Below are 15,397 nucleotides of genomic sequence, written 5' to 3'. Positions count from 1 at the left end.
CGAAAACAAAAACCCCACCCGATAACGGTGGGGTTTTTGCGTTGGGGCGCGCAATTTGCGTCAACATCGTTTGCCCCGACACCATCCAGTCTCCGATGCGCACCATTCAGTCGGTAGAATGGCGTCGAAAGGTTGTACCCATCATGCCGACCCTTCCCGGAGCGCATATGAGAACGAGCCTGTTGATCGCCGCCGTCAGCACCGCATTGCTTTTCGCTGCTTGCGGCAAGAAGAACGATGCAAGCGAGTCCAGTCTGGGCGACGCGATTTCCGCCGACATGAAAACGAACCGCGGCTTGCTATGCCTGAATCGCAGCGGCCGTGGCCCATACGCGTTCCCATCGGTCTATAGCAATCGGGATCTCAACGAATATTCAGCCGGCGCGCTGCGCGAACAGCTCGCGGCGCTCGAGAAAAGCGGCCTGATCGCTCGCGCTGCGCCGACGCCTGCGAACGCCAATGCCAAGCAGAACGGCATCGCATACAGCCTCACCGGCGAAGGGCAGAAATACGCGGCCGAAACCAGCCGACCGTCCGGCGATCCCAATGCGACGAGCGACCCGCGCGCCTGGATGCTTTGCTATGCGCACGTCAAGCTGGACAAAGTCGTCGGCTGGACCGAGCCCGATCCCACCGCGCATCGCTCGGATGTCACCTACACCTACAAGCTCGAAAACGTGGCCCCTTGGGCCGACGACCGCGACATCAAGCGCGCCTTCCCGGAAGTGACCGCCTCCGACCGTGAAGCCGGCGAGGCGAAGTTGCACATCATCCTGGAGCAGCGCGAGGATGGCTGGGTTCGGGTCGACTGAGCAACGTCGCGGCATGTCTGAGCACATCTACGATCCTTCCGCGGGCCCGCCCCGCATGTCCGATGTCGCGCGTCTCGCCGGCGTTTCGAAGATGACCGTCTCGCGCGTGCTCGCCGGCCATAGCGTTGCGCTGGCGACGCGCGAGCGCGTGCAGAAAGCGATCGACGAACTCGGCTACGTCGCCGATGCGGCCGCCGGCGCCTTGTCGTCCGGCCGCTCGGAATTCGTCGCAGTGCTGGTGCCATCGCTCGCAAGCTCCAACTTCTCGGATACGGTCCGTGGCCTTTCCGCTGCGCTCGAGCCGTACGGCCTGCAATTGCTGATCGGCGACACGGACTACCATCTCGATCGCGAGGAGCGGCTCGTGCGTTCGATGCTGCGTCATCAGCCGCGCTGCATCGCACTGACGGGCTCGCGTCATACGGAAGCGACGCGCACGCTGCTGCGTCGCTCGGGCGTGCCCGTCGTGGAAATGTGGGATTCGCCTTCCGATCCGATCGATGCCGCCGTCGGGTTCTCCAACGTCAGTGCGGCGCGAGAAATGGTGCGGTATCTCGCGGATCAGGGCCATGAACGCATCGCCTTTCTCGGCGGAGCGAGCGAACTGGACCGCCGCGGCCTGGATCGTTTGAAGGGCTTTCGCGCACAGATGAGGGCGCTCGGTCTCGACGACCAACGCATCATTCGTCTAGGCGATTCTCCGATCACCATGAGTCACGGCGCCCCCGCGATGGCCGCGCTGCTCGAAACCTGGCCCGACACTCAGGCCGTGATGTGCGTGAGCGACATGTCCGCGTTCGGCGCGATAATGGAATGCCACCGGCGCGGCCTCACGGTGCCGGACGATATCGCCATCGCGGGCTTCGGCAATTTCGAAGTGGCCGCCTGCTGCACGCCATCGATCACGACGGTTTCCGTCGACGCATACGGCATCGGCGTGCGCACCGGCGAGACCTTGCTCGCGGCGCTGGAGTCGCGCGATCAGGGCATCATCGGCCCGGCCGGCAAGCGCGTGCGCGTTGCGTATTCCGTGGTGCCGCGCGACAGCGCCTGAACCGAAGCAACGCAGCGAACGCGTGCTAACATCGCCCGAAATGTTACCGGTAACGAAATACAAGGAGCAGCGTCGGCGCTCGTGCCGAACGACTGTAATTCACGGAGAGACATCCATGCCCCAACAGAATCCCAAGCGCCTGCGCAGCCAGGAATGGTTCGACGATCCCTCGCACGCCGACATGACCGCGCTATACGTCGAGCGATTCATGAACTATGGCCTGACGCGCGAGGAATTGCAGTCGGGCCGGCCGATCATCGGCATAGCGCAGACCGGCAGCGATCTCGCGCCGTGCAATCGCCACCACATCGAACTGGCCGCGCGCACGAAGGCGGGCATTCGCGATGCCGGCGGCATTCCGATGGAATTCCCCGTGCATCCGCTCGCGGAGCAGAGCCGCCGTCCGACCGCCGCGCTGGACCGCAATCTCGCCTATCTCGGGCTTGTCGAAATCCTGCATGGTTTCCCGCTCGATGGCGTCGTGCTCACCACCGGTTGCGACAAGACTACGCCTGCGTGCCTGATGGCGGCCGCCACCGTCGACATGCCCGCGATCGTTCTTTCGGGCGGCCCGATGCTCGACGGCTGGTACGACGGCAAGCGCGTCGGCTCCGGCACGGTGATCTGGCACGCGCGCAATCTGCTCGCGGCGGGCGAAATCGATTACGAAGGCTTCATGCGCCTGACGACCGCTTCGTCGCCATCGATCGGCCATTGCAACACAATGGGCACCGCGCTCTCGATGAACAGTCTCGCCGAAGCGCTCGGCATGTCCTTGCCGACGTGCGCGAGCATTCCCGCCGCGTATCGCGAGCGCGGACAGATGGCGTATGCGACAGGCAAGCGCATCGTCGACATGGTGCGCGAGGATCTGAAGCCGTCGAAGATCATGACGCGCGAGGCGTTCATCAACGCGATCGTCGTCGCGTCCGCGCTCGGGGCATCGACGAATTGCCCGCCGCATCTGATCGCGATCGCGCGGCACATGGGGATCGAATTGAGTCTCGACGACTGGCAGCGCCACGGCGAAGAGGTGCCGCTCATCGTGAACTGCATGCCGGCGGGTGAATATCTCGGCGAGAGTTTTCATCGTTCGGGCGGGGTGCCCGCGGTGATCCGGCAACTCGACGAGGCGGGTCTCATCGAGCGGGATTGTCTGACCGTGTCGGGCCGCACGATCGGCGAGATCGCGAGCGATGCGCCCGCCGCCGACAACGAAGTCATCCGCACCGCAGCCGATCCGCTGAAGCACGGCGCGGGCTTCATGGTCCTGTCGGGCAACTTCTTCGACAGCGCGATCATGAAGATGTCGGTCGTCGGCGATGCGTTCAGAAAGACCTATCTGAGCGAGCCCGGCGCGCCGAACGCGTTCGAAGCGCGGGCGATCGTCTTCGACGGCCCCGAGGACTATCACGCGCGCATCAACGATCCGTCGCTCGACATCGACGAGCACTGCATTCTCGTGATTCGCGGCTGCGGCACGGTGGGTTATCCGGGGAGCGCGGAAGTCGTGAACATGGCACCGCCCGCCGAGCTGATCAAACGCGGCATCGATTCGCTGCCCTGCATGGGCGACGGACGACAAAGCGGCACGTCCGCGAGCCCGTCGATTCTCAACATGTCGCCGGAGGCAGCGGTCGGCGGCGGTCTTGCGCTCCTGCGCACGAACGACCGGATTCGCGTCGATCTGAACGCGCGCAGCGTGAATGTGCTGCTCGATGAAGCCGAGCTGGAAAGCCGTCGCGCGCAATCCGCGTTCGCCGCGCCGGTGGCGCAGACGCCGTGGCAGGAGTTGTATCGGCAGACGGTCGGACAATTGTCGACGGGCGGATGTCTCGAACCCGCGACGCTGTATCTGAAGGTGATCGAAACGCGCGGCAATCCGCGCCATTCACATTGAGCGAGCCGCCATGTCCTACGCCATCTACCCGAGTCTTGCGGACAAGCGCGTCGTCGTGACGGGCGGCGGCAGCGGCATCGGCGCGGCGATCGTCGAGGCCTTTGCGAAGCAGGGTGCGCGCGTCTTCTTCATCGATGTCGCCGAGGCCGATTCGCGGCAACTCGAGCAGACGCTCGCCGGCGAGCGGCACGCGCCGAAGTTTCTGCATTGCGACTTGCGCGATGCGAATGGCATCGACAAGGCGTTCGACGCTATCGCGAGCGAAGCCGGCTCCATCGACGTGCTGGTCAACAACGCCGCGAACGACGATCGCCATCGATGGGACAACGTGAGCGCTGCGTACTGGGACGAGCGCATGGCCGTCAATCTGCGGCATCAGTTCTTCTGCGCGCAGGCCGCGGCGAAGCGCATGCGCACGCAAGAGCAAGGCGCGATCGTCAACATGGGCTCGATCTCATGGCATCTCGCGCTGCCCGATCTCACGCTTTACATGACCGCGAAGGCCGCGATCGAAGGACTCACGCGCGGGCTCGCGCGCGAGCTCGGCGAGCATGGCATTCGCGTGAACACGGTGATTCCGGGCGCCGTGCGCACGCCGCGTCAGATGAAGCTATGGCAGTCGCCGGAGAGCGAGGCCAGTCTCCTCGCGCAACAGTGCCTGCATGAGCGGATCGACCCGGAGCATATCGCGCGCATGGTCCTGTTCCTCGCGTCCGACGACGCGGCGCGTTGTACCGCGCGTGAGTATTACGTCGATGCAGGCTGGTTCGGCGCGTAGCGACGCAACGCACGCGGCCGGTTCAAATACGCGCATCGCGTCGGCGCGCGAGCTTCGTTGTCGGCTTGACCGTCGGCATAGTGCCGGTTTCGATGTAGTGCTGCACGGCATCGGCGGCCTCGTGATAGTCGCGCTCGTCGAGCCAATGCCAGACCGCCGCGAGAAAGAGACCCAGCCCCGCATGCCCGCAATGGGCGATGACGTCGGCGATGCCTTCCGCGAGCGCCTCGTCGCGGCCTTCGGGCCGCATCGAACTCGCGACATGCGATGCCGCGCGCGACACGAGCATCGCGTGCATCGTGTGTAACTGCGGGTTGAATGTGCGTAAGGCGTGTTTTCTTTGAATGCTGCCCATGAAGCCCCCGGCTCTGGCGACGGCGTGCTAAGTGCCCGAATGCGATATTCGCATTGAAAAAATGCCCGCGCCGCGATTGTTTATTCGAAAGCGCCCTTTATCGGCGCCGGGGTGCGGTAACGCAAGAAGCGGGCCGGATCGCTGACCTTGCGCGCAAATATACGCGTCAGGCCTTCCGCGACGGGGGAAGCGCGCATCTTGCTACATCGGAAGAAAGAACGCGCAAAAGCGTTTCGACGTGCATTTCGTACAATCGAATGCCATGTGACGCATGCAATCCATCAAATCATGCGCCTTCTCTCCTTCTTTTTCTCCGATGCGTACGCATGCCGCTCGCGGGTCACGCTCTGCGCGCTGGCGCTTTTCACGGGATGCTCGTCCGACGTGCCCGCACGTAGCGAGGACGCCGTGTTCGCGCCGCAGCCGCAGGCGTTGCACCACGCGAAGCGCACCTCGTCGGGCTATGAAAACAACTATGGGCATCTGCCTCGCGAATCGTTCTTGAAGTGGCGCTGGGAGCGCTTCACGCAAGGCTTGCCGAAGCCGCCGGCCAACGGCTATCGGTTTCCGATGGCGCATCCCGACATCGCGTGGCTCAAGGCCAATCGCAGCGCCGATACGCTCACGTGGATCGGTCATGCGAGCGCGCTGGTGCAGATCGACGGCGTGAACATCCTCACCGATCCCATGTTCTCGGAACGCGCCTCGCCGCTTTCGTTCGCGGGCCCGAAGCGCAAGACGCCGCCCGGTCTCACGCTGGATGAGTTGCCGCATATCGACATCGTGCTGATCTCGCACAATCACTACGATCATCTCGACAAGCCGAGCGTCGAAGCGCTCAACCGGCAAACGGGCGGGCCGCCGCGCTTTCTCGTGCCGCTCGGCATCAGGCAGTGGATGAACGATCTCGGCGTGACCAACGTGGAAGAGCTCGACTGGAGCGACGAAACCCACGCCGCCGGCCTCGATATCTGGTTCGTGCCGAGCCAGCACTGGTCCGCGCGCACGCCGTTCGATCGCGCGGAAACGCTGTGGGGCGGCTGGGTTGTGAAAACGCCGGCGGGCGCGGCGCATCCGTATGCGCTCTACTTCGCGGGCGACACGGGCTACTCGCCGGATTTTCGCGATATCGGCGCGCGTTTCGGCGGCTTCGATCTCGCGCTGATCCCGATCGGCGCCTACGATCCGCGCTGGTTCATGCACGCGCAGCACGTCGATCCCGAGGAAGCAGTGCGAATCTTCGAGGACGTCCATGCGAAGAAAGCGATCGGCATTCACTGGGGTTCGTTCGAACTGACCGACGAGCCGCTCGACGAGCCGCCGTGCCGTCTTGCCGAAGCCGCGCGCCGCGCCGGCCTGCCAGCGGATGCGTTCACCGTGCTGAAACACGGCGAAATGATTCATCTGGACACGCCGCGTTCAAGCGCGGCCACAATCGGCCGTTAACACGATCTGGCAGCGCGGCTTTCGCGCGCACGAATTCATCCTACAATTGAGACGCCTCCTGACCGAGGCGAGCTCGCGATTGCGCGCGGCGCAGCAATCGTCTCCATCCACTTGATAAGGCTCATCGCGTGAAGCAACTGTCCATTCGGCATCGCATTCTGGCGAGCTTCGGCATCATCCTTACCCTGATGCTCGTCATGGCCGCCCTGTCGTACACGCTGCTCGGCGGGATCGATCGCGAAGCGAAGAGCCTCGAAGACGATTCGATGGTTGGCTTCTCGATTTCCGGCGATCTGCGCACGGCGTGGTTCGAGAACTACACGATCACGCAGCGCCTCGTCTTCATCGACAACGACGCGGAACAGACGCGCCGCGACACGCAGCGTCTGACCGAAACGCGCGCCACGATCGACAAGCTGATGGACACCTACGTGCCCACCATCTTCGAAGACGAAGACCGCCGTCTCTTCAACGATTTCAAGCGCCAGCGCGATCTTTACGTTCCGATTCAGGATCAGGTATTGCGCGAGCTCGCGAGCTCGAAGGACGCGGCCGTCGCGACGTTCAACACGCGTCTCACACCGGAGTGGGAAGCGGGGCAGACCGCGACGCGCGCGCTCGTCGAGCATAACCAGATCTTCAATGCGAAATCGGTGGAAAGCATTCGCGGCTCGGTGCAGAAATCGGAAGTGACGCTCATCGTCATCATGCTCATGGCGATCGCCGCGGCGTCGGTGCTCGGCTTCATGCTGATGAAGGCCCTGACGGTGCCGATGCTGCGCATGGTCGATGTGGTGGACAAGATGCGCACGGGCGACCTGACGCAGCGGCTTTCGCTCGCGCGCCGCGACGAATTCGGCACGCTGGAGGCGGGCTTCAACCGCATGACCGACGAACTCACGGGTCTCGTTGGCCAGGCGCAGAAATCGGCGATACAGGTGACGACGTCGGTGTCGGAAATCGCAGCGACCGCGCGCGAACAGCAGGCCACCGCGAGCGAAACAGCCGCGACGACGACGGAAATCGGCGCGACGTCGCGGGAAATCTTCGCGACCGCGCGCGATCTCGTGCGCACGATGAACGAAGTGTCGGGCGTGGCGGAGCAATCGGCTGCGCTCGCGGGCACCGGTCAGGCGGGACTCACGCGCATGGAGGAAACCATGCGCCTCGTGATGGAAGCGGCGGGCTCGGTGAACGGCAAGCTCGCGATCCTCAACGAGAAGGCGGGCAACATCAATCAGGTCGTCGCGACCATCACGAAAGTCGCGGATCAAACCAATTTGCTGTCGTTGAACGCGGCGATCGAAGCGGAGAAGGCGGGCGAGTACGGACGCGGCTTCGCGGTCGTCGCGACCGAGATTCGCCGTCTCGCCGATCAGACCGCCGTCGCCACGTTCGACATCGAACAGATGGTGAAGGAGATTCAGTCGGCCGTCGCCGCGGGCGTGATGGGCATGGACAAGTTCTCCGAGGAAGTGCGTCGCGGCATGCTCGACGTGCAGCAAGTCGGCGGACAGCTCTCGCAGATCATTCATCAGGTGCAGACGCTCGCGCCGCGCGTTTCGATGATCAACGAAGGCATGCAGACGCAGGCTACCGGCGCGGATCAGATATCGCAGGCGCTGTCGCAACTTTCCGAGGCCGCGCAGCAGACGGCGGAGTCGCTGCGCCAGTCGACGCAGGCGATCGACGATCTCACGCATGTCGCGAACGGCTTGCGTACCGGCGTGTCGCGCTTCAAGGTGGCCGCTTAAAGGCGCGCCGCGATGCTCTTCGTCCAGTTCACGCTCGGGTCGGACCGCTATCTGCTCGACAGCGCGCAGATCGAGCGCATGCTGCCGCTCGCGCCGCTGAAAGCGTTGCCCGGCGCGCCCGCATGGGTCGCCGGCGTGCTCGATCATGAAGGCGCCAGTGTGCCCGTCATCGATATCGCCGCGCTCGCGCTCGGGCGTGCCTCGCAGGAAAGGTTGTCGACGCGGCTCGCGCTCGTCGCGTATCCGCGTTGCGGCGACGATGGCGCGATAGCGCATCGTCGGCTCGGCCTTCTGCTCGAACAGGCGACGCGCACTCTAACGTTCGATGCCGCGTCGTTTGCCGATGCGGGCATCGACACGCCGCACGCGCGCTATCTCGGCCCGCTCACGCGCGACGAGAACGGGCTGCTGCAATGGGTGCGCATCGAGCATCTGTTATCCGACGACGTGCAGGCGCTGCTCTTCGCCGGGAGCGAAGCATGAGCGCGCTGCCGAGTGTCTTTGCCGACGAGCCTTGCAACATCGGCCGCTTCATCGAGCTATTGCATCGCACGATCGGGCTCGACGCCGAATCGATCGGCGCGAACGCCGTGTCGCGTGCGGTGCGAGAGCGCTACAGCCTGTGGCGAGACGAGCAGGGCGGCACGCTCGACGACTACTATCGCGCGGTGACGCAAGACGGCGCGCGCATGCAGGAATTGATCGAAGCGGTGGTCGTGCCGGAGACATGGTTCTTCCGCGATCCCGAAGCGTTCGCCGCGCTCGCGCGTCTCGCGCGCATGCGTCTGCATGAGCGGCCCGCGAGTCCGGTGCGCGTGCTGAGCGCGCCGTGCTCGACCGGCGAGGAAGCCTATACGGTCGCGATGGCGCTGCTCGAAGCGGGCATTCCCGCGGAGCGCTTCACGATCGATGCGATCGACGTGAGCGAACGCGCGCTCGCCATTGCGCGACGCGCGCATTATGGGCGCAATGCGTTTCGCGGACGCGCGCTCGATTTTCGCGATCGGCACTTCCGCGCAACCGACAATGGCTGGCAACTTCATCCCGCCGTTGCACAGAGCGTGCGCTTCTCGCAGGCCAATCTCCTGCAACTCGATGCACTCGCGTTCGAGCGCTTCGATTTCATTCTGTGCCGCAACGTGCTGATCTATTTCGATCGCGACACACAATGCGCCGTCCTGCGCGTGCTCGATGGCTTGCTCGCAACAGGCGGCACGCTATTCGTGGGTCCCGCGGAGACCGGTCTTCTGATGCGCGAAGGCATGAGCTCCGCGAACATTCCGCTCGCGTTCGCGTTCAACCGGCCCGAGCGCGAGCGCGCGAAAGTGTTCAATGGCGCATGGTCGGGTGTGCCCGTCGCACAACCGGTGCCCCCGCTCAAACGTGCGTTCGTGCTGCCGGCATGGGCCAGCGCGCCGCCCGTGGTTCGTGCGATGCCGGTTGCACCGCCGCGTGAAGAGGCGCGCATCGCACCCGCGCCGGCGACAAATCTCGCGCATGCGCGCGAACTCGCCGATGCCGGCCAGCTCGACGCCGCCGCGCGTGCAGCGCATGCGTATCTGGACGCGCATCCATCGAACGCGGATGCGTACTATCTGCTCGGCGTGATCGCCGATGCGCGCGGCGAGCATCAGGCATCGCGCGGGCACTATCGCCGCGCGCTGTATCTCGATCCGGCGCATCGCGAAGCGCTCACGCATCTTGCCGCGTGCCTGTCGCTCGACGGCGATGAGAGCGGCGCGCGTCTTCTGCTCGCGCGCGCCGAGCGCGTCACCGGGAGCACACGATGAACGCCCGAGACGTCAACATCACGATCGATATCGACGATTGCTGGAATCGCATCGGCGTGCGCGGCGATGCGTCGTGCCCGAAGCTCGAGCGCCACGTTCATTGCCGCAATTGCCCGGTTCACGACGAAGCGGCAGCGCGCGTGCTCGATCGCGTGGAAGCGCGCACGTCGATCGAACAGACGGGCGCGGCATCGTCGAACGTGATGCGCGATGCCGACCAAGCCGACACGCTCTCATGCCTTGTGTTTCGCATCGGCGGCGAATGGCTCGGCCTGCCGACGGCCGTCTGCGCACAAGTGGCCCAACTGCGTCCGGTGCATTCGCTGCCGCATCGACGGCATCGCGTGGTGCTGGGCGTGGTGAACATGCGCGGCAGACTGATCGTGTGCGCTTCGCTTGCGCGGCTGTTCGGCATCGAGGAGCGTGCGGCGAAAAACGCCTCGAAGCATCAGGCTCTCGATGCGCGCGAGCTCGCACGCCTGCTCGTCATTCAGCGCGCGCAGCGTCGCGATCATCACGTCAACGGCGATCATGAAGACCCGATCGCTTTTCCCGTCGATGCCGTCGACGGCGTGCATCGCTTCACGCCCGCGCAGCTTCAGCCGGTGCCGGCGACGCTCGCACAGCGGCTGTCATCGCATGCGCACGCGGTCGCCTCGTTCAAGGACGCGACCGTCGGCCTGCTCGACGCCGATCGTCTCATCGAAAGCCTGAACCGGAGTCTCGCATGACGAGCATCGATCCGGGCCGTTCGTCGCTGCTCGAACTCTTTCGGGAAGAAGCGCACGGGCAGGCGCAGATTCTTTCCGATGGGCTCATCGCGCTCGAACGTGCGCCGCGCGATCCGGTCACGCTCGAAGCGAGCATGCGCGCCGCGCATTCGCTGAAAGGCGCGGCACGCGTGGTCGGCGTGCCGGTCGGCGTCACGCTCGCGCATGTGATGGAAGACTGCTTCGTCGCGGCGCAGGAAGGGCGCGTCGTGCTCGACGCGGGCTATATCGACATGCTGTTGCGCGGCGTCGACCTGATCGTGCAGATCGGCGAGGCGCGCGATGCCGATGCGCAGAACACGCTCGAACGCGAAGTCGATGCGTTCGTCGATGGCCTCAACGCACGCATGGAAGTCAAGGCGTCGCACGACGTCGTGTCCGAACTCGCGCAGGAACTCACGCTGACGAAGCCGCTGGGCGACACGCCGGAGCCGGTCCAGACACCTTCGCGCGCGAACGAAGCCCGCATGCTGCGCATGCGCGCGGACACGCTCGACCGCTTGCTGAGTCACTCGGGCGAATCGCTCGTCGAATCGCGCTGGCTGAAGCCTTTTTCGCAATCGATGCTGCGCGTGAAGCGCATTCAGCACGATGCGAACCGCGCACTCGAGCGCCTGCACGAAACGCTCACCGAAACGAGCGCCGCGCCGCTCGATGCACGCGCGCATGCCGCCCTCGACGAAGTACGCCGCCTGACGGCGGAAGCGCATCGTCAACTGAGCGAGCGCCTGGCGGAACTGGAAAACTTCGATCGCCGCTCGACGCATCTCGCGCAGCAGATCTACGACGAAGCGCTCGCGTGCCGCATGCGTCCGTTCGTCGATGCAACGGGCGGCTTCGCACGCATGGTGCGCGATGTCGCGCGCGGGCTCGGCCGCGACGTGCGTCTCGTCATCACGGGCGAGACGACGCAAGTCGATCGCGACATTCTCGATCTGCTCGACGCGCCGCTCGGCCATTTATTGCGCAACGCGATCGATCACGGCATCGAGCCGCCTTCGCTGCGCCGCGCGCTCGGCAAGCCCGAGACCGGCACGATCACGCTCGATGCGCGTCATAGCGCGGGTTCGCTCTTCATCAGCGTATCCGACGACGGCGCCGGCGTCGATCTCGATGCGCTGCGCCGCGCGGTCGTGCGCAAGAACCTGGCGAGCGAGGACACCGCCGCGCGTCTCACCGAAGCCGAGCTGCTCGAATTCCTCTTCCTGCCCGGTTTTTCGATGCGCGATGCCGTCACCGATGTATCCGGCCGCGGCGTCGGTCTCGATGCGGTGCAGGACGTCGTGCGGCAAGTGCGCGGCAGCGTGCGCGTGACGCAGGGCGCGCATGCGGGCACGCGCTTCACGCTGCAGTTGCCGCTGACGCTGTCGGTGATCCGCAGCCTGATCGTCGAAGTGGCGGGCGATTCGTACGGCCTGCCGCTCGCGCATGTCGCGCGTACGCTGGTGCTGCCCGCGAGCGCCATCGACATGCTCGAAGGCCAGCAGCATTTTTCCTTCGATGGCAAGCGCGTCGGCCTCGTCACCGCGCATCAGATCCTGCAGACCGCCGCATTCGAAGCCGCGAGCGATGCGCTCAACGTCGTTGTGATCGGGCAGGGCGCGGCGAGCTACGGCATCGTCGTCGATCGCTTTCTCGGCGAGCGGATGCTCGTCGTGCAGCCGCTCGACAAGCGTCTCGGCAAGGTGCGCAACATCGCGGCGGGCGCGCTGATGGAGAACGGCGATCCGCTGCTCATCGCCGACCTCGACGACTGGCTCCGTTCGGTGGAGAAGCTCGTCGGCAGCGGCGAGCTCGGGCGCGTCGGCGCGGGCGCGGCGCGTGCGAGCGTGGCGAGCGCGAAGCGCGTGCTCGTCGTCGACGATTCGCTCACCGTGCGCGAGCTCGAACGCAAGCTGCTCGCGTCGCGCGGTTACGACGTGAGCGTCGCGGTCGACGGCATGGACGGCTGGAACGCAGTGCGCGGCGAGCGCTTCGATCTCGTCATCACCGACATCGACATGCCGCGGCTCGACGGCATCGAACTCGTCACGCTGATCAAGCGCGATGCGCAACTCTCGGCGCTGCCGGTGATGATCGTGTCGTACAAGGATCGCGCGGAGGATCGTCAGCGCGGCCTCGATGCGGGCGCGGACTATTACCTCGCGAAAGGCAGCTTCCACGATCAGGCGCTCATCGATGCGGTGCGTGATCTCATCGGCGAGGCGAAATCATGAAGATCGGCATCGTCAACGACGTGGCGCTGGCCGTCGAAGCGTTGCGGCGCGCGCTCGCGGCACGGCCGGACTTCGAGATCGCGTGGGTCGCGCACGACGGTCAGCAGGCGATCGACTATTGCGCGGCCCAGACGCCCGATGTCGTGTTGATGGATCTCGTGATGCCGAATGTCGATGGCGTACAGGCCTCGCGAACCATCATGGCGCGCTCGCCGTGTGCGATTCTCGTCGTGACCGTCGATGTCGGCGCGAACGCGTGGCGTGTCTATGAAGCGATGGGCGCGGGCGCGCTCGACGCCGTCGATACGCCCGCGCTCGCCGGCGCCGATGCGCGTCGCGGCGCGGCCGCGCTGATCGCGAAGATCGATCAGATCGGCGCGCGGCTCGCGACTTTCAATGCGTCGTCAGTCAGCGTGACGAGCGTGCCGAAGAGCGATGCGCGTCTCGTCGCGATAGGCGCGTCGGCAGGCGGCCCGGCCGCGCTCGCGACCGTGCTCGGTGCGTTGCCGAAGGACTTCGCGGCGGCGACCGTCATCGTGCAGCACGTCGATCGCACGTTCGCCGAAGGCATGGCGCAATGGCTCGATGCGCAATCGGCGCTGCCCGTGCGAATCGCGCGCGAGGGCGACAAGCCCGTGCCGGGCGCGGTGCTGCTCGCCGCGACCAACGATCATCTCCACTTCGCCGATGCCGCGCGCCTCGGCTACACCGCGCATCCGGAGCAACTGCCTTATCGGCCTTCCGTCGACGTGTTCTTTCAGAGCGTGACCGAGCGCTGGACGGGCCGCGCGATCGGCGTGCTGCTGACCGGGATGGGCCGCGACGGCGCGATCGGACTCAAGGCGATGCGCGCGAAGGGTTATCACACGATCGCGCAGGACGAGGCGACGAGCGCGGTGTACGGCATGCCGAAGGCCGCGGCCGCGCTCAATGCGGCGGTGTCGATATTGCCGTTGCCGCGCATCGCGGCCGCGATCGCCACCGCATTCGACTGATGCCGCAACGAACCGACTATTAAAGCAATCGACAAAGGACACGTTCATGAAACTTCCTCATCCCGATCCGCTGGCGGAGCGCGCGAAGCGGGCCGCGGCGGCAGCGGCGGCGAGCATCGAGCGCGCGGGCTCGCGTGCGATGGCGGACGAGCGCGCCGTGTCCGAGCTGCTCGCGGCCGCATTGAACGCGCCGCCCGCGGCCGAGTTGCCGGTGATGGTGCTGCTCGTGGACGATCAGGCGATCATCGCGGAGGCGCTGCGGCGCGCGCTCGCGGACGAGGCGAACGTCGATCTGCATTACTGCGCGAATCCGGAAGAGGCGCTCTCCACCGCGCAGGAAACGCGGCCGACCGTGATTCTGCAGGACCTCGTGATGCCCGGCGTCGATGGACTCACGCTCGTGCGCCAGTATCGCGAGCATCCGGCGACGCGCGATATTCCGATCATCGTGCTTTCGACGAAGGAAGAGCCGCGCATCAAGAGCGCGGCATTCGCGGCGGGCGCGAACGATTACCTCGTGAAGCTGCCCGATACGATCGAGCTCGTCGCGCGCGTGCGCTATCACTCGCGCTCGTACCAGAACCTGTTGCAACGCGACGAGGCGTATCGCGCGTTGCGGCAATCGCAGCAGAAGCTGCTCGAAACCAATCTGGAACTTCAGCGGCTCACGAATTCGGATGGATTGACGGGTTTGTCGAATCGTCGCCGCCTCGATGACTATCTGAATGCCGAATGGCGTCGCGCCGCGCGCGAGCATGCGCCCATCGGCTTTCTGATGATCGATGTCGATAACTTCAAGTCGTACAACGATACCTACGGCCACGTCGCCGGGGACGATGTGCTGAAGCTCGTCGCGCATACGATCGAGTCGAGCCTCGGCAGCCCCACCGATCTCGCGGCGCGCTTCGGCGGCGAGGAATTCGCGGTCGTGCTGCCGTCGACCTCGGCGCCGGGTCTGCGTCTGCTCGGCGAGAAGATCCGCATCGCGGTGGAGGCGCTCGACGTGCCGCACAGGGGCTCGGCGAGCGGGCGCGTGACGATCAGCATCGGCGGCGCGACCCAGACCGCGCTGCACGACGATGCGTCGAAGCAACTCGTGGAAGCGGCGGATCTCGCGCTTTATCGCGCGAAGCGGGACGGAAAGAACCGGGTGGTGATCACCTGAACGGCTTCATGTTTCGAAGCATGGAAAAACGCGCGGGCTTCAGTGAAGGCCGCGCGTTTTTGTTTGCATCGCTTGCAGCGTTTATGACGTCATCGCCTGAACACGCCGAGCAGCAGCGTCGCCAGAAAAATCACGATGAAGATGAAGAACAGGATCTTGGCGATTTCCGCCGCGCCCGTTGCGATTCCACCGAAGCCGAAAACGGCCGCGATGATCGCGATGATGAAGAAAATGACAGCATAACGGAGCATGTTGCCCTCCCGTGTGGATCGGTTGTCGGTCGAAATGCAGGCGGAACGGTGCCGCCGCTTTCGCTCATCGGGTTCTTGCCGCGCATCGTCCAAAGCAACGGGCGTGCCCAG

At 65.2% G+C, this 15,397-nt stretch carries 14 protein-coding genes; 12 read left to right on the top strand and 2 right to left on the bottom strand.

Features of this window, described 5'->3' with window-relative positions; translation table 11 throughout:
* The 4 genes from U4Y90_RS31695 to U4Y90_RS31680 all read left to right on the top strand — a co-directional run.
* Positions 1-812 (top strand): hypothetical protein (locus U4Y90_RS31695; protein WP_321800645.1); only part of this gene is annotated, 812 nt, incomplete at its 5' end.
* A 13-nt stretch (positions 813-825) separates the two neighbouring features.
* Entirely contained in the window at positions 826-1,866 is a 1,041-nt protein-coding gene (locus U4Y90_RS31690) for a LacI family DNA-binding transcriptional regulator (RefSeq protein WP_321800643.1), read from the top strand.
* Between the two features lie 115 nt (positions 1,867-1,981).
* Positions 1,982-3,766: an IlvD/Edd family dehydratase gene (locus U4Y90_RS31685; RefSeq protein WP_321800642.1), complete on the top strand. Its 1,785-nt coding sequence runs from the start codon at positions 1,982-1,984 to the stop codon at positions 3,764-3,766.
* A gap of 10 nt (positions 3,767-3,776) precedes the next feature.
* Positions 3,777-4,544 carry an SDR family oxidoreductase gene (locus tag U4Y90_RS31680; RefSeq protein ID WP_321800640.1) on the top strand — a complete coding sequence of 256 codons (768 nt, stop codon included), beginning with the start codon at positions 3,777-3,779 and terminating at the stop codon, positions 4,542-4,544.
* A gap of 22 nt (positions 4,545-4,566) precedes the next feature.
* On the opposite strand, the gene U4Y90_RS31675 is transcribed toward U4Y90_RS31680, so the two are convergent.
* Positions 4,567-4,842, bottom strand: coding sequence for a hypothetical protein (locus U4Y90_RS31675; RefSeq protein ID WP_321800639.1), 276 nt, complete (start codon positions 4,840-4,842; stop codon positions 4,567-4,569).
* A 345-nt stretch (positions 4,843-5,187) separates the two neighbouring features.
* On the opposite strand from U4Y90_RS31675, the gene U4Y90_RS31670 reads away from it, so the two are divergent.
* From U4Y90_RS31670 to U4Y90_RS31635, 8 genes are all read left to right on the top strand, one after another.
* Positions 5,188-6,345 (top strand): MBL fold metallo-hydrolase, encoded by a 1,158-nt coding sequence (locus tag U4Y90_RS31670; protein ID WP_321800638.1) that lies wholly within the window; start codon positions 5,188-5,190, stop codon positions 6,343-6,345.
* Positions 6,346-6,473: 128 nt separating this feature from the next.
* Positions 6,474-8,099 (top strand): methyl-accepting chemotaxis protein, encoded by a 1,626-nt coding sequence (locus U4Y90_RS31665; RefSeq protein WP_321800637.1) that lies wholly within the window; start codon positions 6,474-6,476, stop codon positions 8,097-8,099.
* A gap of 12 nt (positions 8,100-8,111) precedes the next feature.
* Positions 8,112-8,582: a chemotaxis protein CheW gene (locus U4Y90_RS31660; RefSeq protein WP_321800635.1), complete on the top strand. Its 471-nt coding sequence runs from the start codon at positions 8,112-8,114 to the stop codon at positions 8,580-8,582.
* On the top strand, positions 8,579-9,889 hold the full coding sequence (locus U4Y90_RS31655) for a CheR family methyltransferase (RefSeq protein ID WP_321800633.1): 1,311 nt from the start codon (positions 8,579-8,581) through the stop codon (positions 9,887-9,889). Before U4Y90_RS31660 ends, U4Y90_RS31655 begins: the two co-directional genes overlap by 4 nt.
* Positions 9,886-10,620 (top strand): chemotaxis protein CheW, encoded by a 735-nt coding sequence (locus tag U4Y90_RS31650; protein WP_321800631.1) that lies wholly within the window; start codon positions 9,886-9,888, stop codon positions 10,618-10,620. Before U4Y90_RS31655 ends, U4Y90_RS31650 begins: the two co-directional genes overlap by 4 nt.
* The gene (locus U4Y90_RS31645) at positions 10,617-12,875 is read left to right on the top strand and encodes a hybrid sensor histidine kinase/response regulator (protein WP_321800629.1); all 2,259 of its coding nucleotides are present in this window, start codon (positions 10,617-10,619) and stop codon (positions 12,873-12,875) included. Before U4Y90_RS31650 ends, U4Y90_RS31645 begins: the two co-directional genes overlap by 4 nt.
* Positions 12,872-13,870: a chemotaxis response regulator protein-glutamate methylesterase gene (locus tag U4Y90_RS31640; protein ID WP_321800627.1), complete on the top strand. Its 999-nt coding sequence runs from the start codon at positions 12,872-12,874 to the stop codon at positions 13,868-13,870. Before U4Y90_RS31645 ends, U4Y90_RS31640 begins: the two co-directional genes overlap by 4 nt.
* A 46-nt stretch (positions 13,871-13,916) precedes the next feature.
* The gene (locus tag U4Y90_RS31635) at positions 13,917-15,035 is read left to right on the top strand and encodes a diguanylate cyclase (RefSeq protein WP_321800625.1); all 1,119 of its coding nucleotides are present in this window, start codon (positions 13,917-13,919) and stop codon (positions 15,033-15,035) included.
* 89 nt (positions 15,036-15,124) lie between these two features.
* On the opposite strand, the gene U4Y90_RS31630 is transcribed toward U4Y90_RS31635, so the two are convergent.
* Positions 15,125-15,286, bottom strand: coding sequence for a DUF1328 family protein (locus U4Y90_RS31630; RefSeq protein ID WP_008352793.1), 162 nt, complete (start codon positions 15,284-15,286; stop codon positions 15,125-15,127).
* Positions 15,287-15,397: the final 111 nt, after the last annotated feature.

Source organism: Caballeronia sp. J97, assembly GCF_905220305.1.
Taxonomy (GTDB): Bacteria; Pseudomonadota; Gammaproteobacteria; order Burkholderiales; family Burkholderiaceae; genus Caballeronia.
This window is presented reverse-complemented; position numbering and strand designations above follow the sequence as displayed.

What these genes read in the sequence shown, in the direction of transcription:
- U4Y90_RS31690 (WP_321800643.1), top strand. Translation starts at nt 826, where the DNA reads ATGTCTGAGCACATCTACGATCCTTCCGCGGGCCCGCCCCGCATGTCC.
- U4Y90_RS31685 (WP_321800642.1), top strand. Translation starts at nt 1,982, where the DNA reads ATGCCCCAACAGAATCCCAAGCGCCTGCGCAGCCAGGAATGGTTCGAC.
- U4Y90_RS31680 (WP_321800640.1), top strand. Translation starts at nt 3,777, where the DNA reads ATGTCCTACGCCATCTACCCGAGTCTTGCGGACAAGCGCGTCGTCGTG.
- U4Y90_RS31675 (WP_321800639.1), bottom strand. Translation starts at nt 4,842, where the DNA reads ATGCACGCGATGCTCGTGTCGCGCGCGGCATCGCATGTCGCGAGTTCG.
- U4Y90_RS31670 (WP_321800638.1), top strand. Translation starts at nt 5,188, where the DNA reads ATGCGCCTTCTCTCCTTCTTTTTCTCCGATGCGTACGCATGCCGCTCG.
- U4Y90_RS31660 (WP_321800635.1), top strand. Translation starts at nt 8,112, where the DNA reads ATGCTCTTCGTCCAGTTCACGCTCGGGTCGGACCGCTATCTGCTCGAC.
- U4Y90_RS31655 (WP_321800633.1), top strand. Translation starts at nt 8,579, where the DNA reads ATGAGCGCGCTGCCGAGTGTCTTTGCCGACGAGCCTTGCAACATCGGC.
- U4Y90_RS31650 (WP_321800631.1), top strand. Translation starts at nt 9,886, where the DNA reads ATGAACGCCCGAGACGTCAACATCACGATCGATATCGACGATTGCTGG.
- U4Y90_RS31645 (WP_321800629.1), top strand. Translation starts at nt 10,617, where the DNA reads ATGACGAGCATCGATCCGGGCCGTTCGTCGCTGCTCGAACTCTTTCGG.
- U4Y90_RS31640 (WP_321800627.1), top strand. Translation starts at nt 12,872, where the DNA reads ATGAAGATCGGCATCGTCAACGACGTGGCGCTGGCCGTCGAAGCGTTG.
- U4Y90_RS31635 (WP_321800625.1), top strand. Translation starts at nt 13,917, where the DNA reads ATGAAACTTCCTCATCCCGATCCGCTGGCGGAGCGCGCGAAGCGGGCC.
- U4Y90_RS31630 (WP_008352793.1), bottom strand. Translation starts at nt 15,286, where the DNA reads ATGCTCCGTTATGCTGTCATTTTCTTCATCATCGCGATCATCGCGGCC.